Below are 18,514 nucleotides of genomic sequence, written 5' to 3'. Positions count from 1 at the left end.
CTGAGGAGACCCCCATGACCGATACCGCCAAGGCCAACGACCTGTTGGCGCAACTGCCCAAAGGTAAAGGGCCGGCGCCGGTGCATCTGTGGAACCCGGATTTCTGCGGCCATATCGACATGCGCATCGCCCGTGACGGCACCTGGTTCTATCAGGGCACGCCTATCGGGCGCAAACCCATGGTCAAGTTGTTCTCCAACATCATCCGCCGCGATGGCGATGATTATTTCCTGGTGACACCCGTGGAGAAGGTCGGCATCCGCGTCGATGACGCGCCCTTCGTCGCCGTCACGCTCGAGGTGCAAGGGCAGGGCGAAAGCCAGGTGCTTACGTTTACCACCAATGTCGACGAACAGATCGACGCCGGCCCTGAACACCCGCTGCGTGTGGTGATCGATCCGCTCACCGAGGAACCGGCGCCTTACCTGCGGGTGCGCAGCAACCTCGAGGCCCTGGTGCACCGCAATGCGTTCTACCAATTGGTCGAGCTGGCCGTGAGCCGTCCGATCAATGGTCAAAACTGGCTTGGCGTATGGAGCAGCGGGGAGTTTTACCCAATTGGCCTGGAGCCCTGAGGCCGGTTTTCTGACTGTCCTGCAATAATTCGCTTGCTGGGAAGGTCGGCTTTCGGGTATCAATTTGTACATGATTAGACATGTTCGATTCGATAAGAAAAAACGCGTCGTCGACGAACTCATCCGCCGTATCGAGGGTGGGGTGATTGCCGACGGCTTCCTGTTGCCCGGTGAGCATCAACTGGCCGAAGAGTTTGCGGTCAGTCGTGGCACGCTGCGCGAAGCGCTGGCTGAGCTCAAGCGCCGCAACTACATCGCCACCCAAAGCGGTGTCGGCTCCATCGTCACGTTTGACGGCATGGGGCTCGACCAACGCCACGGTTGGGCCCAGGCCCTGGCGGACACCGGCGCGCAGGTGAGCACCGAGGTGTTGCGCTTCGAAGCGGTGACGCGCCCTGACTTGGCCAGCCGTTTCGGCAGCGAACACTTCATTGCCCTCGACCGCCTGCGACGCACGGCCGACGGTACGGCGGTGTCCCTGGAACGCTCGCTGATGCCGGCCACCGGCGACCTGGAAAGCCTGCCCCGCATCGGCCTGATCGACAATTCCCTGACCATCACCCTGGCGGCCTATGGCTATGTAGGCGCCGCAGGCGACCAATGGCTTGGCGCCGAGGCCCTGAGCGATGACGACGCGCAGTTGCTCGGGCGCCCGGCCGGTACGGTATTTCTCAAGGCCTCGCGCACAACCTATGACCGTCGTGAGCGTTTCATGGAGCATGTTGAAAGCTTGCTCGACCCGCTGCACTTTCGTTTGCACCTGCAATTCGGGGCTTCCAAATGACTGCTGAAATTCGCGCGCTTGGCGCTTTCTATGGCCTGGCCCTGGGCGATGCGCTGGGCATGCCCACCCAATCCTTGAGCCGTGAGCAAGTCCGGCAGCGTTTCGGTGCGATCACCGCCCTGCAAGACGCTGGCCCCGATCAACCCATCGCGCCGAACATGCCCGCCGGTTCCATCACCGATGACACCGAACAGGCGATTCTGGTCGGTGAGTTGTTGGTGGAAGGCCACGGCATTATCGAACCCAGTGTGCTCGCCCGACGCCTGATCGACTGGGAAGCGGCCATGCGCGCCAAGGGCTCCCAGGATTTGCTCGGGCCGTCCACCAAGCGTGCGATCGACATGATTCTCGCCGGGCACACTCCCGAAGAATCCGGGCGCTACGGCACCACCAATGGCGCGGCCATGCGCATCACGCCGGTCGGCATCGCCGCCGATGTCAGCGACCCGGCGCGGTTTATCCAGGCGGTGATCCAGGCCTGCCAGGTCACCCATAACACCAGCCTGGGCATTGCCAGCGCGGCAGCGGTCGCGGCGGTGGTTTCGGCCGGCATCAACGGCGTCGACCTGGGCGAAGCGCTCAACATCGGCACACAGGTTGCGCAACAGGCCGAACACCACGGCCACTGGATAGCCGGCGGACGCATCGCCACCCGCATCAGTTGGGCCCGCACCCTGAGCGTCGGCAGCGGCGACAACGCGCTGTTCGCCGACTTGCTCTATGAATTGATCGGCACCTCCGTCGCGTCCCAGGAATCGGTGGTGGTGTCGTTCGCCCTCGCGCAGCAAGTCGCGTCGGGTGACATGAACGCCTTCGAGGCGCTGTGCCTGGCCGCGAGCCTGGGGGGCGACACCGACACCATCGCTGCGATCCTCGGCGCCATGCTCGGTGCCTGTCTGGGCATGCAGTGCTGGCCGCACGCGATGGTCGAGCAGGTCAAACGCGTGAATGGCCTGGACCTGCAACCGCTGGTGCAAAGCCTGCTCGCGTTGCGTTGAGTCATTGACGCGTTGCCACAACCACAACAATAAAGCATCAGGAGCCCCCACATGAGCAGCCCCTCTTCCGGCCAAGGCGCCGGGCAATTGGAAACGCGCGGCATCGAACCGGTCCCGGAAGGCGAGTGCAACGGGCATCCGCTGCAGCTGTTCTGGGTATGGTTCGCGGCCAATATCAGCATCCTCGGCTTGCCGCTCGGCGCCACGCTGGTGGCGTTTCGTGGCCTGGCCATCTGGCAGGCGATAATCGTCGCGGTCCTCGGCGCTGCCGGCTCTTTCGCGGTGGTGGGCATCATCTCCATCGCCGGTCGCCGTGGCCGCGCGCCCAGCCTGACCTTGTCCCGCGCGATCTTCGGCGTACGCGGCAATATCGGGCCGACCCTGGTGTCGCTGATGTCGCGCCTGGGCTGGGAAACGGTCAACACCACCACGGCCGCCTTCGTGTTGCTGTCGCTGTGCTCGATCCTGTTCGGTTCCCCGGTGGAAGCGAAAAGCGCGCCGTTGCTTACCCTGATCTTCATCGGCCTCTTCGTGCTGCTGACCCTGGCCGTTTCCGGCCTGGGCCATGCCACCTTGCTGGTGATCCAGAAATGGGCGACCTACGTGTTCGGCGCCCTGAATATCCTGGTGGGCGGCTTCCTCTGCGCCACCATCGACTGGAGCGCAGTGTTCAATGCCACCCCGGCGCCGCTGAGCGCCATGATCATCGGCGTCGGCACCATGGCGGCCGGCACCGGTATCGGCTGGGCCAACGCCGGTGCCGACATGTCGCGTTACCAGCATCGCAGCGTCAAGGCGGTGCGCCTGGTGGCCTCCGCCGCGTTCGGCGCGGGCATTCCACTGGTGTTGCTGATCACCCTTGGTGGCCTGCTGTCGGTGGGTAACAACGACCTGGCGTCGGCCACGGACCCGATCATTGCAATCCGCGACATGCTGCCGACCTGGATGGCGGTGCCCTACCTGATCACCGCGTTCGGCGGGCTGCTGTTGTCGAATAACCTGTCGGTGTATTCCGCCGGCCTCACCACCCTGACCCTGGGCTTGAAGGTCAAGCGTGTGCATGCGGTGATCGTCGACATCGTGGCGATTTTTGCCGGCTCCATTTATTTCATGCTGATCGCCGACAGCTTCTACGGCCCGTTCATTACCTTTATCTCGTTGCTGGCGGTACCGATCACCGCCTGGGTGGGGATTTTCGTGGTCGACCTGATTCACCGTCACTACTACAGCCCCACGGATTTGCTGGATGTCAGCTCGAGCAGCGCCTACTGGTATCGCGGCGGTGTGGAGTGGCGCGCGTTTGGCGCGTGGGCGTTGGCCATCGTGCTCGGGTTCAGCTTCACCACCATCGGCACCACCGCCGACAACATCTGGTTTGCCGGGCCGCTGTCCGACTCCTGGCTCGGCCATAACGGCCTCGGCTGGGTCGTCACCTTCCTGGTAGCCGGCGGGGTGTACGCAGTATTGGGCGGCGCGGCCGATCGGCGTGCGGCTTTAGTCGAGAGCCCTAATGTCTAGATTGCTGCACACCGGGCAGGTCATCGTTGACTTGGTCATGGCCCTGGATAGGTTACCGGCGAGCGGTGGCGACGTGCTGGCCAGCTCTGCCCGTTTCGAAGCCGGTGGCGGCTTTAACGTCATGGCTGCGGCGCGGCGCAATGGCCTGCCGGTGGTTTACCTGGGGCGGCACGGCAGCGGCCGATTTGGTGACCTGGCCCGCGCTGCGATGCAGGCCGAAGGTATCGAGATGGCACTGCCGGCGAGCAGCGGCAAGGACACGGGTTTGTGCGTGGCCCTGACCGAGGCCACCACCGAGCGCACGTTCATTTCCCATCTGGGTGCTGAGGGTGAACTCAGTGCCGAAGACCTCGCCGGCATCGTCCCGCGTGCCGACGATTACGTGTATGTCAGTGGTTACAGCCTGCTGCTTGAAGGCAAGGCGCAGCCACTGATCGACTGGTTGCTGGCGCTGCCGCGCAAGGTGATGGTGGTGTTCGATCCGGGCCCGCTGGTCAAGGCGCCGGACTCGGCCTTGATGCGCGCGTTGTTGCCGCGTATCGATATCTGGACCAGCAACGGCCCTGAAGCCCTGGCATTCACCGGGGCCATGGATATCGCCGCCGCGTTGCCCGAGTTGAGTCGACACCTGCCGGCCGAGGCGCTGTTGGTGGTGCGCGATGGGCCGAATGGTTGCTGGGTGGGGCAGGTGGGCGATATCAGGCATGTGCCGGGTTTCAAGGTGCAGGCGGTGGACAGCAATGGCGCGGGGGATGCGCATGCGGGGGTCTTTATTGCCGGATTGGCAAAGGGCTTGAAACCGGTTGAGGCGGCCCGTCGAGCGAATGCGGCAGCGGCGTTGGCGGTGATGCGCTGGGGGCCGGCAACTTCCCCTGGCACCGCCGAGGTCGACGCATTAGTTTCTGAATAAACACACATCAAAATGTGGGAGGGGGCTTGCTCCCGTGGCAGTGGGTCAGCTATAGATGAACTGGCTGACCCACCGCCATCGGGAGCAAGCCCCCTCCCACATTTGTTCGGTGTTTTTCAACCGGCCTTGCGTAGCGCTTCGATCAACTCATCCTTACGCATGGTCGAACGCCCGGGAATATCCTTGGCCCGCGCTTCTTTCATCAGGCTTTCCTTGGTTTGCGTGCCTAGCGACGCGCGGCTGCTGCGAGGCTGTCCCTCACGGCTGGCTGCTGCGCGCTTCGCCGAATCCTGGCGATCCTGGGCCTTCTTCGCCGGTGCTTTGCGTTTGCCGGATCCAGCCTTTTCGCCGCCGCCAGACTGCTTGTTGACGGTGGCCCAGGCACGGGCTTCGGCTTCTTCCTTGGACACGCCCTTGTGCTCATAACTGTCTTCGATATGAGCGGCCTTGCGTTTCTGTTCGGTGGTGTATTTGGCTTTGCTTCCACGAGGCATCGCTAAAACTCCTTCTGGCCCCAGCTGCGGGGCCAGACCAGAAATGAATCACTGAACGGATGGTTCTTCGAGCTTGCGCGCTTCTTCTACACCCGACGCGGTCAACTTGATCGGCAGGTTCAACGAATATTCACCGGCGTCGTCGGTGGTCACATGCCCATCCCTGATCAGCCCGCGGTCCTGCAAGTGCGCCAAGACACTGGCGACTTCTTTTTCGCCGCGGTAGTTGTCCAGCACCTCCTTGCCCAAGCCTTGCGGATGGGCATGCAGCAGGCGGGTGAGGACTTCTTTTTCAAGGTTTGTATCGACGTTCATGTGTACCTCTTCACTGGGAAATGATCGGGTGCTGATCGTGCTGGGGATGCATCAAGGCGCTGGTTGCTTCGGTGCGCCCGGCAGATTCGAGTCGTCGCCTTTATTGATCTTCGGCTCATTGACCGAAGGGCCCATTTTGCCGTTACCGACGGCGGCAGGTGCCTGACGCTGGGTATCGTGACCCTGGGTGCGAGGGTCGGCGCCGTTGGTGTTGTCGATGATCGCGCCGCCATTGGTGTCCAGGCCTGTGCCCATGGAATCCTGGGATTCCTGGGTGGCAGGGCTTGGTGGGGAGCCGACTGGGTCCGTGGTGCCGGTGGACGAAGTCGCGGCAATGGCGCTCAGCGACGCTGCAGACAACAGGCCGGTGAGAGCGAGGGCAGCCAATTTGGAATTTTTCATGAGGGTGTCTCCATATGATTGATGTCCTTACCCTGTATTGGTCAGCCCCAAATTGCGGTTCGTGCCTTGATGGCGACGAACGGTCTTGCGTGACCTGTAAGATTTTGTGTGCCCGCCACATGGAAAATGCGCTGCAATCGGTCATCAAAGCGTCTTAGTATGTGGGCTTTGAACTTGCCCAAGGCGCACCCATGACCATCGAGATTCGCCCCGCCGTACCCAGCGATGCTGCGCAGATTCTGACCTTCATCACGGAACTGGCCGAGTATGAAAAAGCCCGGCACGAAGTGATCGCCAGCGTGGCGGATATAGAGCGCAGCCTGTTCAGCGAGGGCGCCACCGCCCACGGTCTGATCTGCTTGCGCGACGGCTTGCCGATTGGCTTTGCGGTGTTCTTTTTCAGCTATTCCACTTGGCTGGGCAGCAACTGTCTTTACCTGGAAGACCTTTATATCAACCCGGAACAACGTGGCGGCGGGGCGGGCAAGAAGTTGCTGCGCCACCTCGCCAAGATCGCCTGCGACAACGGCTGTGGCCGCTTCGAATGGAGCGTGCTGGACTGGAACGAGCCGGCGATTGCCTTCTACAAATCCATCGGCGCGCAGCCCCAGGAAGAATGGGTGCGCTATCGCATGGAGGGCGATGCGCTTAGGGATTTCGCCCAAGGCTGACAGGGCGCCCCGGAGCCGGCCATTCATGGCCGGTTTTTTAATGTGTTTGCTCACATTATGGGACGTAAATTTATATATTGAGATATTTCAAGGTCTGGGTTTATAGTCGCCTGCATCAGCACTCACTGCCAAAAATAAAACAGGTGAAGCGATGCAGGCACAACCGTTGTCCTTACCCGCCGTGCCCGAGCCGACCTACGGCGAGCGCCTCAAGCACAAGGTGGTGATCATCACCGGCGCCGCACAAGGCATTGGCGAGGCAATCGTCGCCTGCTTCCAGGCGCAGCAGGCGCGGTTGGTGATCGCGGATATCCAGGCGGACAAAGTCGAAAAAGTCGCGGCCCATTGGCGCGGGCGTGGCGCCGAGATTGTCGCGCAGGCCGTCGATATCACCTCCAAAGAGCAATGGCAGACGCTGGTCAATGTGGCCATCGAGCGCTTCGGCCGCGTGGACGTGCTGGTCAACTGCGCCGGGGTCAATGTGTTTCGCGACCCGCTGGAAATGACCGACGAAGACTGGCGCCGCTGCTTCGCCATTGACCTTGACGGCGCCTGGTACGGTTGCCGCTCGGTGCTGCCGCACATGATCGAGCAGGGCATCGGCAACATCATCAATATTGCTTCCACCCATTCCAGCCACATCATTCCCGGCTGCTTTCCTTACCCTGTCGCCAAGCACGGCCTGCTCGGCCTTACCCGCGCCCTTGGCATCGAATACGCGCCCAAGGGTATTCGCGTGAATGCCATTGCGCCGGGCTATATCGAAACCCAGCTCAACGTCGACTACTGGAACGGGTTCCCTGACCCCTCTGCGGAGCGTCAGCGTGCGTTCGACCTGCACCCGCCCAAGCGCATCGGCCAGCCCATCGAGGTGGCGATGACCGCGCTGTTTCTGGCGACCGACGAGGCGCCCTTTATCAATGCCACCTGCCTGATGATCGATGGCGGGCGGTCGGTGATGTACCACGACTAAAGCGTTTTCCAATAACAACAATGAGGTGGTCCATGTTCAAGAAAACACTCGGCGCTGTGGCGCTTGCGATGGCGTTCAGTGGGTTCGTATCCGCTGAGGAAGTGAAGATCGGTTTTCTGGTCAAGCAGGCCGAAGAACCCTGGTTCCAGACTGAATGGGCCTTCGCCGAAAAAGCCGGCAAGGAGCACGGTTTCACTGTGATCAAGATCGCCGTGCCCGACGGTGAGAAAACCCTTTCGGCCATCGACAGCCTGGCGGCCAACGGCGCCAAGGGCTTCGTGATCTGCCCGCCGGATGTGTCCCTGGGCCCGGCGATTGTCGCCAAGGCCAAGGTCAACGGCTTGAAAGTAATGGCCGTGGACGACCGCTTCGTCGATGCCAAGGGCAACTTCATGGAGGACGTGCCGTACCTGGGCATGGCCGCGTTTGAAGTGGGCCAGAAGCAGGGCGCCGCCATGGCTGCCGAAGCGAAAAAACGCGGCTGGGACTGGAAGGACACCTACGCGGTGATCAACACCTATAACGAACTCGACACCGGCAAGAAACGCACCGACGGCTCGATCAAATCCCTGGAAGAAGCCGGCATTCCCAAGGACCATATCCTGACCGCCGCGCTGAAAACCCTCGACGTGCCAGGCAGCATGGACGCCACCAACTCGGCGCTGGTCAAGCTGCCCAGCGGCGCGAAAAACCTGATCATCGGCGGCATGAACGACAACACCGTGCTGGGCGGCGTACGTGCTACCGAAAGCGCCGGCTTCGCGGCGGCTAATGTGATCGGCATCGGCATCAATGGCACCGACGCCATCGGCGAATTGAAGAAAGCCGACAGCGGCTTCTTCGGTTCGATGCTGCCCAGCCCGCATATCGAGGGCTACAACACCGCGTTGGCGATGTACGAGTGGGTCACCACCGGCAAGGAACCGGCTAAATACACCGCCATGGACGAAGTGACCTTGATCACCCGCGCCAACTTCCAGGAAGAACTGACCAAAATCGGCCTCTGGAAATGACCGGCGCGGCCTTGCGTTTCAACGGCATCGGCAAGGAGTTTCCCGGTGTGAAAGCCCTGGCGCAGATCAGCTTTGAAGCGCGGCCGCACTCGGTGCATGCGCTGATGGGCGAGAACGGCGCGGGCAAGTCGACGCTGCTGAAGATCCTCGGCGGCGCCTATATCCCCAGCAGTGGCACGCTGCAGATCGGCGAGCAGACCATGGCGTTCAAGAACGCCGCCGACAGCATTGCCAGCGGCGTCGCGGTGATCCACCAGGAGCTGCACCTGGTGCCGGAAATGACCGTGGCCGAGAACCTGTTCCTTGGGCATATGCCGTCACGCTTTGGCGTGGTCAACGGCGGTTTGCTGCGCCAGCAGGCGCTGGCCTGTCTCAAGGGCCTGGCCGATGAAATCGACCCCCAGGAAAAGCTCGGGCGCCTGTCCCTGGGCCAGCGCCAACTGGTGGAAATCGCCAAGGCGCTGTCCCGTGGCGCCCATGTGATTGCCTTCGACGAGCCGACCAGCAGTTTGTCTGCCCGCGAAATCGATCGGTTGATGGCGATCATCACGCGCTTGCGCGATGAAGGCAAAGTGGTGCTCTACGTATCGCACCGCATGGAAGAAGTGTTCCGCATCTGCGACGCGGTAACGGTATTCAAGGATGGCCGCTTTGTGCGCACCTTCGACGACATGGGCACATTGACCCACGACCAGTTGGTGACTTGCATGGTCGGCCGCGATATCCAGGACATCTACGATTACCGGCCACGGCAGCAGGGCGACGTCGCGCTCAAGGTCGACGGCCTGCTCGGGCCGGGCTTGCGTGAACCGGTGAGTTTTCAGGTGCACAAGGGCGAGATTCTCGGCCTGTTTGGCTTGGTCGGCGCAGGGCGTACCGAGCTGCTGCGCCTGCTCAGCGGCCTTGAACGCAAGACGGCGGGGCAGCTGGAACTCTGCGGAGAAAACCTGCACCTGCGCTCCCCGCGCGATGCCATCGCCGGTGGTGTACTGCTGTGCCCTGAGGACCGCAAAAAGGAGGGCATCATTCCCCTCGCCAGTGTCGCCGAGAACATCAACATCAGTGCCCGTGGCGCCCACGCGGCATTTGGCTGGCTGTTGCGCGATCACTGGGAGAAGGGCAACGCCGACACGCAGATCAAGGCGCTCAGGGTGAAAACGCCGAACGCCGAACAGAAAATCATGTACCTGTCCGGCGGCAACCAACAAAAGGCCATTCTCGGCCGCTGGTTGTCGATGCCGATGAAAGTGCTGCTGCTGGACGAGCCCACGCGCGGTATCGACATCGGCGCCAAGTCGGAGATCTATCAGATCATTCACAACCTCGCGGCGCAGGGCATTGCGGTGATCGTGGTGTCCAGCGACCTGATGGAAGTCATGGGCATCTCCGACCGCATCCTGGTGATGAGCGAAGGCACGCTCACTGGCGAGCTACCCCGCGAACAGGCGGATGAAGCACGGCTGTTGCAACTGGCACTCCCGCGTACGCGGGCTTGAAGAATTCGAGGGTACGGGTATGTCTGAGGTAAAAACTGCAAAGGGCTTCTGGCCGGGTTTCAACCAGCGCAAATTCCTGGATGACTGGGTGATGCTATTGGCGGCGCTGGGCATTTTCGTGCTCAGCGCGCTGTTTATCGACAACTTCCTGTCGCCGCTGAACATGCGCGGGCTGGGCCTGGCGATTTCGACTGTGGGCATCGCTGCGTGCACCATGCTGTTCTGCCTGGCCTCGGGGCACTTCGACTTGTCGGTGGGCTCGGTGATTGCCTGCGCCGGCGTGGTGGCGGGGATCGTGATTCGAGATACCGACAGCGTAGTGCTCGGCGTGTCAGCGGCTTTGGCCATGGGCCTGCTGGTGGGGCTGATCAATGGCATTGTCATCGCCAAGCTGCGCATCAACGCGCTGATCACCACCCTGGCGACCATGCAGATTGTGCGCGGCCTGGCCTACATCTTCTCCAACGGTAAGGCGGTGGGGGTGATGGACGAGCGCTTTTTTGTGTTCGGCAACGGCCAACTGATGGGCGTGCCGGTGCCGATCATCATTACCGTGTTGTGCTTTGTGTTCTTTGGCTGGCTGCTCAACTACACCACCTATGGGCGCAACACCATGGCGATTGGCGGCAACCAGGAAGCGGCGCTGCTGGCCGGGGTCAACGTTGACCGTACCAAGATCATCATCTTTGCCGTGCACGGTCTGATCGGCGCCCTGGCCGGGGTGATCCTGGCCTCGCGCATGACCTCGGGCCAGCCGATGATCGGCCAGGGTTTCGAGCTGACGGTGATATCGGCGTGCGTGCTGGGCGGGGTGTCGCTGAGCGGCGGTATCGGCATGATCCGCCATGTGATTGCCGGGGTGTTGATTCTGGCGATCATCGAGAATGCGATGAACCTGAAAAACATCGACACGTTTTACCAGTACGTGATCCGGGGTTCGATTCTGCTATTGGCCGTCATCATCGACCGCATGAAGCAACGCTGATCAAATGTCGGATGAGGACTAAATGTGGGAGGGGGCTTGCTCCCGATAGCGGTGTGCCATTCAGCACATCTGCTTCTGAAGCACCGCCATCGGGAGCAAGCCCCCTCCCACATTTGGATATCCACTGTATTGAAGATCGGTATTTGCCATAATGCCCCCGCTTTCATACCTATAGGCCCGATATGCTGGAAAACCCCCACACCCCCGTCAAAGACTCTGCCCCCACCGGCACCCAGACCCTGCTGCGCGGACTGGGCGTGGTGCAAGCGGTGGCGGCGGGCGCGCGGGATCTCAAGGAGATCGCCCGGCGCATCGGCACCACCCGCAGCACCACGCACCGCCTGGCCAGTTGCCTGGTGGAGGAGCGTTACCTGCGCGTGGTGCCGCAAGTCGGTTACCTGCTGGGGCCGAAGCTGATCGAGTTGGGCTTCCAGGCGCGCGAAGAACTGCCCTTGGTCAACCTGGCGGTGCCTTACCTGGACGAGTTGTCAGCCCTCACCGGCGACACCATCCACCTGGCGATTCGCGAATACGACGAGGTGCTCTACCTGCACAAGAACCCCGGTCGTAACGGACCGGAAATGCGCTCGCGGGTGGGCCATCGCATGCCACTGGCGCGCACCGGCATCGGCAAGGCGCTGATGTTGGATGACGGCGTGGAAGAATGGCAGCGCCTGTACCACGTCAGCTTGCCGGCGGGGGGCAAGAACCTGCAGTGGCCGAAGCACCCCGAGCAATCCTGGGCGCAGTTCGAGCAGCGCATGCATGAATACGTGGTGGGCGGTTATGCGTTCGATCTGGAAGACAACGAACCGTCGATTCGTTGCGTCGCGGCACCGGTGCGCGATGCCAGCCGGCGAATCGTCGCCGGCATCAGCATCGCCAGTACCGTGCCCTACATGCCGCTGGAGAAAATGGCCGAGCTGATCCCTGTGATCAAACAGGTCGCGGCTCGGCTCTCGGCGGAACTGGGCGCGAAGGCCTGATCAGGCCTTCAGGGTCGCCATGTCGATGACGAAGCGATACTTCACATCACCGGCGATCATCCGCGTGTAAGCCTCGTTGATCTGGCGGATGTCGAGCATCTCGATGTCGCAGGTGATCCCATGCTCGGCGCAGAAATCCAGGACTTCCTGGGTTTCGGCAATGCCGCCGATCAGCGAGCCGGCCAGCACTTTACGGCCCAATACCAGTTTGGCGGCATTGACGGGCGGGTCCACCGGCTCGATCAAGCCGACCAGGATATGCACGCCGTCAAAGCGCAGTACATCGAGGTAGGGGTTCAGGTCGTGCTGCACCGGAATGGTGTCGAGCAGGAAGTCGAAATGCCCGGCGGCGGCTTTCATCTGCTCGGCATCGGTGGACACGATCACATGGTCGGCGCCCTGGCGACGGCCTTCTTCGGCTTTGCTCGCCGAGCGTGTGAACAATGTCACTTCGGCGCCCATGGCCTTGGCGAACTTGATCCCCATATGGCCCAGGCCGCCCATGCCGAGGATCCCGACCTTATCGCCGGCTTTGACGCCGTAGTGTTTGAGCGGCGAGTACGTGGTGATGCCCGCGCAGAGAATCGGCGCAGCGCTGGCCAGGTCGAGCTTGGCCGGGATCTTCACCACAAAGTGCTCGCTGACCACGATGCTGTCGGAGTAGCCGCCCATGGTGTTGCTGCCGTCCACACGGTCCGGGGTGGCGTAGGTCATGGTCGGGCCTTCGAGGCAGTATTGCTCCAGGTCCGATTGGCAGGCTTCGCAGTGGCGGCATGAGTCGACCATGCAACCCACGCCGACCAGATCACCGACCTTGTGCGCGGTAACACTGGCGCCGACGGCGGTGACCTTGCCGACGATCTCGTGGCCGGGCATCAATGGGTAAACGGCAATGCCCCATTCGTTGCGCGCCTGGTGGATATCGGAGTGGCACACGCCGCAGTAGAGAATCTCGATAGCCACGTCATCGGCACGCGGGCTGCGGCGCTCAAACGACATGGGGGCGAGGGGAGTAGTGGCCGACTGGGCGGCGTAACCGATGGCGGTGTACATGGAGAAACCTCGCAAAAAGCAATGGACAGTGAGGCGGGCCATTCTCCCTGTCGACCGAATCAGCGGCCATGGCGATTGCTCCGAGTCTCATGCCTATTCGTCCGGGAGTGCCCAGTGTTTGGATGCATCCGCAGCCAGACCTGCGATGATGTTCTCATCCCTTTTTTCGCGAAGTTTTTTGCCATGCTGCTGACCCGCCACGTCGACGCCAACGCCACGCTGGTTTCCTTGATTGAGGGGCTCGCGTCCCGCGACGGTTTTTCCCCAACCCATCTGCCTGGCGTGCAAGTGCTGCGCGCCAGTTGCGATGTGGCGCGCGGGCCGCAGATCTACGAGCCGAGCCTGATGTTCGTGGCCCAAGGCAGCAAGGTCGCCTACCTGGGCCCGCGTACCCTGGAATATGGCGCCGGGCATTACCTGATCCAGGCGATGCCCGTGCCGTTCGAATGCGAGACCTTCGCCATGGCGCCCGGCGCGCCGCTGTTGGGCGTCACGGTGGGTATCGATCGGGTGGTGTTGGGTGAGTTGGTGATGGCCATGGGCATGCAGGCCGGGCCACCGCCGGCTGCGCAGACGTTGGAGTCGATGAGTTCGGTGGTGCTCGATGACGCCATGCGCGGGTGCGTCGAACGGCTGTTGCAGTGCCTGCACGATCCGCTGGAGAGCCGGATCATGGGCCCGGCGCGGGTGCGCGAATTATTGTTCATGGCGTTGCGTGGGCCCCAGGCCGATGTGTTGCGTGCGTTGGTGGAACAGCAGGGGCAGTTTTCGCGGATTGCCACGTCATTGAATCACCTGCATGCCCATTACGCCGAGCCGCTGAACATCGAGACGCTGGCCGGTTATGCGCACATGAGCGCATCGACCTTTCACGAACACTTCAAGCGCTGCACGCTGTTGTCGCCGGTGCAGTATCTCAAGCGCTTGCGGCTGCTCAAGGCGCAGCAATTGCTGCTGGTGGACGGCATGGGCGTGGCGCAGGCGGCGCACAGCGTGGGGTATCAGAGCACCTCGCAGTTCAGTCGCGAGTACAAGCGCTACTTCCTGCGCAATCCTGGTGAAGAGCGGGCTGCCTGATTCTCCCTGGCTCAACGGGATCCAAATGTGGGAGGGGGCTTGCCCTAAAGTCAGTTAAGCGTACACCGCCGTCTGTAGGAGCGAGCTTGCTCGCGAAAAACGTCAACGATAACGCGTGCTTTCTGAATGAACGCGGTGCCTGTGAGTTTTTCGCGAGCAAGGGCTAGCCGCCCGCCTCGTTCCTACAAAAAGCCTTAACTGACTGGCATTAGGGCTTGCCCCCGATAGAGGTGTATCAGTCACAAATTGGCTGACTGATCCACCGCCATCGGGAGCAAGCCCCCTCCCACATTTTTAATTGATGTTGGCCATAAAAAAGGCTCCCACTTGGGGGAGCCTCGTTTTGGCTTACATATTCGGGTAAGTCGGCCCACCCGCACCTTCCGGTGTCACCCAGGTGATGTTCTGCGAAGGGTCCTTGATGTCACAGGTCTTGCAGTGCACGCAGTTCTGGGCGTTGATCTGGAAGCGTTTCTCACCGTCTTCTTTAGTCACGACTTCATACACGCCGGCCGGGCAGTAGCGCTGCGCCGGTTCATCGTAGAGCGGCAGGTTGGTGCCGATCGGGATGCTCGGGTCCTTGAGTTTCAGGTGGCACGGCTGTTCTTCTTCGTGGTTGGTACCGGAGATGAACACCGAGCTCAGCTTGTCGAAGCTCAATTTGCCGTCGGGTTTGGGGTAGTCGATCTTCTTGCTGTCTTTGGCCAGCTTGAGGCAGGCGTAGTCCGGCGTGGTGTCGCGCAGGGTGAAGGGGATCTTGCCGCCAAAAATATTCTGGTCGAGCCAGTTGAAGCCGCCGCCGAGGATGGCGCCGTATTTGTGCACCGCCGCGCCGAAATTGCGGCTGGCGAACAGTTCTTCGTACAGCCAGCTGGCTTTGAAGCTGTCGACATACGCGGTGAGTTCATCACCGCCTTCGGATTCGGCAAACAGGCGGTCGGCCACGGCGTCGGCGGCGAGCATGCCGGACTTCATCGCGGTGTGGCTGCCTTTGATCTTGGAGAAGTTCAGGGTGCCGAGGTCGCAGCCGATCAGCGCACCGCCCTTGAAGACCATCTTGGGCAGCGAATTCAGGCCGCCTTTGGCGATAGCGCGGGCGCCGTAGCTGACGCGCTTGCCGCCTTCCAGGTATTGGGCCAGCACCGGATGATGCTTGAGGCGCTGGAATTCATCGAACGGCGACAGGAAGGTGTTGCTGTAGGACAGGTCGACGATCAGGCCGACCACCACCTGGTTGTTTTCCAGGTGATAAAGGAACGAGCCACCGGTGTTCTCGTTGCCCATGATATCCAGCGGCCAACCGGCGGTGTGCACCACCAGGCCTGGCTGATGTTTGGCCGGGTCGATGTCCCAGATTTCCTTGAGACCGATGCCGTAATGCTGGGCGTCGGCGTCGCTGTCCAGGTTGAAACGCTGGATCAGTTGCTTGCCGATATGCCCGCGGCAGCCTTCGGCGAACAGCGTGTACTTGCCGCGCAATTCCATGCCCGGCGTGTACAGGCCTTCCTTGGGCTTGCCTTCGCGGTCGACGCCGAGGTCGCCGGTGATGATGCCACGCACCACGCCGTTTTCATCGAACAGCGCTTCCTGGGCGGCGAAGCCCGGGTAGATTTCCACGCCCAGGTTCTCGGCCTGCTGGGCGAGCCAGCGGCACAGGTTGCCCAGGGAGATGATGTAGTTGCCTTCGTTGTGCATGGTCTTGGGCACAAAGAAGTCCGGAACCTTGGTGGAGGTCTCGCTGCTGCGCAGTACATAGATGTCGTCACGCACCACCGGCGTGTTGAGTGGGGCGCCGAGAGCTTTCCAGTCCGGGAACAGTTCGTTCAGCGCGCGCGGTTCGAAGACCGCGCCAGAGAGGATGTGTGCGCCCACTTCGGAGCCCTTCTCGACCACGCAGACGCTGATTTCCTTACCGGCTTCGGCGGCCTTCTGCTTCAGTCGGCAGGCGGCGGACAGGCCAGCCGGGCCGGCGCCGACGATGACCACGTCGAATTCCATGTATTCGCGTTCCACAGGCTATCTCCTACTCAAGGCTCAACAGGCTTTTTTTCTAATGGGTGGAGGTTCGGTACGGTCCTGCTGCAACGGCAAGACCCACCTTTCTCTCTGGGTGGCGCATTATATCTACACCACTGGCAGCGTCCAATACAAACGTTTGTTTGAATTGCCCGCAGCCTAGGTAAATCAAAGCAACGCGGCTTATGACTGACCATTTTGCCGTATTGACCAGAATAGGCGTTCCGGTCAATATACGGTCGGTTTTGCGCTTACCGTAGGCAGAGTGCAGGTTTCAAGAGCACGTCCAAAAGCAAGACAGATGACGCGCGCCGTATGCTGGCGCGCAGTTTACACACTGCGATAAAGAATGACTTCTCAGTCACCCCTGACGAACGGTCATCATTTTCCCATCGCCGAGTCATCCGCTGACGTTTTTGGAGGTGCCCTTGTGTGCCGATGAGCATCAACCGCCAGGCTTGCCTAGGCGACTTTCTTTTCACCGGAGAGTAACGAGGAATCCATGAAGGTTCTTGTAGCTGTCAAACGCGTTGTCGATTACAACGTGAAAGTTCGCGTCAAGGCGGACAATTCCGGCGTCGACCTGGCTAACGTCAAGATGTCGATGAACCCATTCTGTGAAATCGCCGTGGAAGAAGCCGTACGCCTGAAAGAGAAAGGCGTGGCGACCGAGATCGTCGTGGTTTCCATCGGCCCGACCACTGCCCAGGAACAGTTGCGTACCGCCCTGGCACTGGGCGCCGACCGCGCCATCCTGGTCGAGTCCGCTGAAGAGCTGACCTCCCTGGCCGTGGCCAAGTTGCTCAAGGCCGTTGTCGACAAGGAACAGCCTCAGTTGGTGATCCTTGGCAAGCAAGCCATCGACAGCGACAACAACCAGACCGGCCAGATGCTGGCTGCACTGACCGGTTACGGCCAGGGCACCTTCGCTTCCAAAGTGGAAGTGAGCGGCGACAAGGTTGCCGTGACCCGTGAAATCGACGGCGGCGCGCAGACAGTTTCCCTGAACCTGCCGGCCATCGTCACCACCGACCTGCGTTTGAACGAGCCGCGCTATGCGTCCCTGCCAAACATCATGAAAGCCAAGAAGAAGCCTCTTGAAGTGCTGACTCCAGACGCTTTGGGCGTTTCCACCGCCTCCACCAACAAGACCATCAAGGTTGAAGCACCGGCTGCACGCAGCGCGGGCATCAAGGTCAAGTCGGTGGCTGAACTGGTCGAGAAACTGAAAAACGAAGCGAAGGTAATCTAACCATGACTATCTTGGTAATCGCAGAACACGACAACAAAGTGCTGGCCCCGGCCACCCTGAACACCGTGGCCGCAGCCGTTAAAATCGGTGGCGACATCCACGTATTGGTAGCAGGCCAGGGCGCTGGCGCCGTGGCTGAAGCCGCTGCGAAAATCGCCGGTGTGAGCAAAGTCCTGAACGCTGACAATGCAGCCTACGCGCATCAGCTACCGGAAAACGTTGCCCCTCTGGTTGCAGAGCTGGGCGCTGGCTACAGCCACATCCTGGCCGCCGCCACGTCCAACGGCAAAAACATCCTGCCACGCGTTGCCGCGCAGCTGGACGTTGACCAGATCTCCGAGATCATCTCGGTTGAGAGCGCCGACACCTTCAAGCGCCCGATCTACGCCGGTAACGCCATCGCTACCGTACAGTCCAACGCTGCGGTCAAAGTCATCACCGTACGTGCCACCGGGTTCGACCCGGTTGCCGCTGAAGGTGGTTCGGCATCGGTTGAAGCGGTTGCCGCAGCCCACGACGCTGGCACTTCGAGCTTCGTTGGCGAGGAACTGGCCAAGTCCGATCGCCCTGAGCTGACCGCTGCCAAGATCGTCGTTTCCGGCGGGCGTGGCATGCAGAACGGTGACAACTTCAAGCACCTGTACGCCCTGGCCGACAAGCTCGGCGCAGCGGTCGGCGCCTCGCGCGCGGCCGTCGACGCAGGTTTCGTACCCAACGACATGCAGGTCGGCCAGACCGGCAAGATCGTGGCACCCCAGCTGTACATCGCCGTCGGTATCTCCGGCGCGATCCAGCACCTGGCCGGTATGAAAGACTCCAAGGTGATCGTTGCGATCAACAAGGACGAAGAAGCACCGATCTTCCAGGTGGCTGATTACGGCCTGGTGGCGGACTTGTTCGAAGCCATCCCCGAGTTGGAGAAGCTGGTCTAATCCAGTCGCTTCACTTATAAAGAGCCCGGTCTTGTGACCGGGTTTTTTTTTGACGTGTGGGAGC

At 61.4% G+C, this 18,514-nt stretch carries 19 protein-coding genes; 14 read left to right on the top strand and 5 right to left on the bottom strand.

What is annotated here, in order from left to right; genetic code table 11:
• The first annotated feature begins 14 nt into the window (after nt 1-14).
• The 5 genes from C4J85_RS20285 to C4J85_RS20265 all read left to right on the top strand — a co-directional run bounded on the left by C4J85_RS20285 (nt 15) and on the right by C4J85_RS20265 (nt 4,785).
• Complete coding sequence (locus C4J85_RS20285; protein WP_124364001.1) at nt 15-575, top strand: DUF1285 domain-containing protein; 561 nt, start codon at nt 15-17, stop codon at nt 573-575.
• Nucleotides 576-645: 70 nt separating this feature from the next.
• Nucleotides 646-1,359, top strand: a complete 714-nt coding sequence (locus tag C4J85_RS20280; RefSeq protein WP_124410582.1) for a GntR family transcriptional regulator — start codon at nt 646-648, stop codon at nt 1,357-1,359.
• Complete coding sequence (locus C4J85_RS20275) at nt 1,356-2,357, top strand: ADP-ribosylglycohydrolase family protein (protein ID WP_124410581.1); 1,002 nt, start codon at nt 1,356-1,358, stop codon at nt 2,355-2,357. The genes C4J85_RS20280 and C4J85_RS20275 overlap by 4 nt, the downstream gene beginning before the upstream one ends.
• Nucleotides 2,358-2,408: 51 nt before the next feature.
• Entirely contained in the window at nt 2,409-3,875 is a 1,467-nt protein-coding gene (locus C4J85_RS20270; RefSeq protein WP_124368016.1) for a cytosine permease, read from the top strand.
• The gene (locus tag C4J85_RS20265) at nt 3,868-4,785 is read left to right on the top strand and encodes a PfkB family carbohydrate kinase (protein ID WP_124410580.1); all 918 of its coding nucleotides are present in this window, start codon (nt 3,868-3,870) and stop codon (nt 4,783-4,785) included. The genes C4J85_RS20270 and C4J85_RS20265 overlap by 8 nt, the downstream gene beginning before the upstream one ends.
• Nucleotides 4,786-4,901: 116 nt before the next feature.
• Here the strand turns inward: C4J85_RS20265 and C4J85_RS20260 are convergent, their stop codons facing one another.
• Genes C4J85_RS20260 through C4J85_RS20250 form a run of 3 tightly spaced genes read right to left on the bottom strand, consistent with a single transcriptional unit; the run spans nt 4,902 to nt 5,996 of the window.
• Entirely contained in the window at nt 4,902-5,279 is a 378-nt protein-coding gene (locus tag C4J85_RS20260) for a Rho termination factor N-terminal domain-containing protein (protein ID WP_124410579.1), read from the bottom strand.
• Between the two features lie 48 nt (nt 5,280-5,327).
• Nucleotides 5,328-5,594: a hypothetical protein gene (locus C4J85_RS20255; protein ID WP_124368013.1), complete on the bottom strand. Its 267-nt coding sequence runs from the start codon at nt 5,592-5,594 to the stop codon at nt 5,328-5,330.
• A gap of 51 nt (nt 5,595-5,645) precedes the next feature.
• Nucleotides 5,646-5,996, bottom strand: coding sequence for a hypothetical protein (locus tag C4J85_RS20250; protein WP_124363994.1), 351 nt, complete (start codon nt 5,994-5,996; stop codon nt 5,646-5,648).
• 191 nt (nt 5,997-6,187) lie between these two features.
• Here C4J85_RS20250 and C4J85_RS20245 point away from each other — a divergent pair, with 191 nt between their 5' ends.
• From C4J85_RS20245 to C4J85_RS20220, 6 genes are all read left to right on the top strand, one after another.
• Nucleotides 6,188-6,667: a GNAT family N-acetyltransferase gene (locus C4J85_RS20245; protein WP_124410578.1), complete on the top strand. Its 480-nt coding sequence runs from the start codon at nt 6,188-6,190 to the stop codon at nt 6,665-6,667.
• Nucleotides 6,668-6,818: 151 nt separating this feature from the next.
• Nucleotides 6,819-7,640, top strand: a complete 822-nt coding sequence (locus C4J85_RS20240; protein WP_124410577.1) for an SDR family oxidoreductase — start codon at nt 6,819-6,821, stop codon at nt 7,638-7,640.
• Between the two features lie 32 nt (nt 7,641-7,672).
• On the top strand, nt 7,673-8,653 hold the full coding sequence (locus C4J85_RS20235; RefSeq protein WP_124405006.1) for a substrate-binding domain-containing protein: 981 nt from the start codon (nt 7,673-7,675) through the stop codon (nt 8,651-8,653).
• A complete protein-coding gene (gene araG, locus C4J85_RS20230) occupies nt 8,650-10,149 on the top strand; it encodes an L-arabinose ABC transporter ATP-binding protein AraG (RefSeq protein WP_124410576.1) in 1,500 nt (499 codons plus the stop codon). The genes C4J85_RS20235 and araG overlap by 4 nt, the downstream gene beginning before the upstream one ends.
• Before the next feature lie 19 nt (nt 10,150-10,168).
• The gene (araH, locus tag C4J85_RS20225) at nt 10,169-11,134 is read left to right on the top strand and encodes an L-arabinose ABC transporter permease AraH (protein WP_124363990.1); all 966 of its coding nucleotides are present in this window, start codon (nt 10,169-10,171) and stop codon (nt 11,132-11,134) included.
• 182 nt (nt 11,135-11,316) lie between these two features.
• Nucleotides 11,317-12,120 carry an IclR family transcriptional regulator gene (locus C4J85_RS20220; protein WP_124410575.1) on the top strand — a complete coding sequence of 268 codons (804 nt, stop codon included), beginning with the start codon at nt 11,317-11,319 and terminating at the stop codon, nt 12,118-12,120.
• Here the strand turns inward: C4J85_RS20220 and C4J85_RS20215 are convergent, their stop codons facing one another.
• On the bottom strand, nt 12,121-13,173 hold the full coding sequence (locus C4J85_RS20215; RefSeq protein WP_124371559.1) for an NAD(P)-dependent alcohol dehydrogenase: 1,053 nt from the start codon (nt 13,171-13,173) through the stop codon (nt 12,121-12,123).
• 183 nt (nt 13,174-13,356) lie between these two features.
• Between C4J85_RS20215 and C4J85_RS20210 the strand changes: the two genes are divergently transcribed.
• Nucleotides 13,357-14,250 (top strand): AraC family transcriptional regulator, encoded by an 894-nt coding sequence (locus C4J85_RS20210; protein WP_124368005.1) that lies wholly within the window; start codon nt 13,357-13,359, stop codon nt 14,248-14,250.
• A 348-nt stretch (nt 14,251-14,598) separates the two neighbouring features.
• On the opposite strand, the gene C4J85_RS20205 is transcribed toward C4J85_RS20210, so the two are convergent.
• Nucleotides 14,599-16,263 (bottom strand): electron transfer flavoprotein-ubiquinone oxidoreductase, encoded by a 1,665-nt coding sequence (locus C4J85_RS20205; RefSeq protein WP_124410574.1) that lies wholly within the window; start codon nt 16,261-16,263, stop codon nt 14,599-14,601.
• Nucleotides 16,264-16,768: 505 nt separating this feature from the next.
• On the opposite strand from C4J85_RS20205, the gene C4J85_RS20200 reads away from it, so the two are divergent.
• Both C4J85_RS20200 and C4J85_RS20195 read left to right on the top strand, forming a co-directional pair.
• Nucleotides 16,769-17,518, top strand: coding sequence for an electron transfer flavoprotein subunit beta/FixA family protein (locus C4J85_RS20200; RefSeq protein ID WP_124368003.1), 750 nt, complete (start codon nt 16,769-16,771; stop codon nt 17,516-17,518).
• Between the two features lie 2 nt (nt 17,519-17,520).
• A complete protein-coding gene (locus tag C4J85_RS20195) occupies nt 17,521-18,450 on the top strand; it encodes an electron transfer flavoprotein subunit alpha/FixB family protein (RefSeq protein ID WP_124368002.1) in 930 nt (309 codons plus the stop codon).
• Nucleotides 18,451-18,514 lie beyond the last annotated feature (64 nt).

Origin of the sequence: Pseudomonas sp. R4-34-07, assembly GCF_003852375.1 — a bacterium.
GTDB lineage: Bacteria > Pseudomonadota > Gammaproteobacteria > Pseudomonadales > Pseudomonadaceae > Aquipseudomonas.
This window is presented reverse-complemented; position numbering and strand designations above follow the sequence as displayed.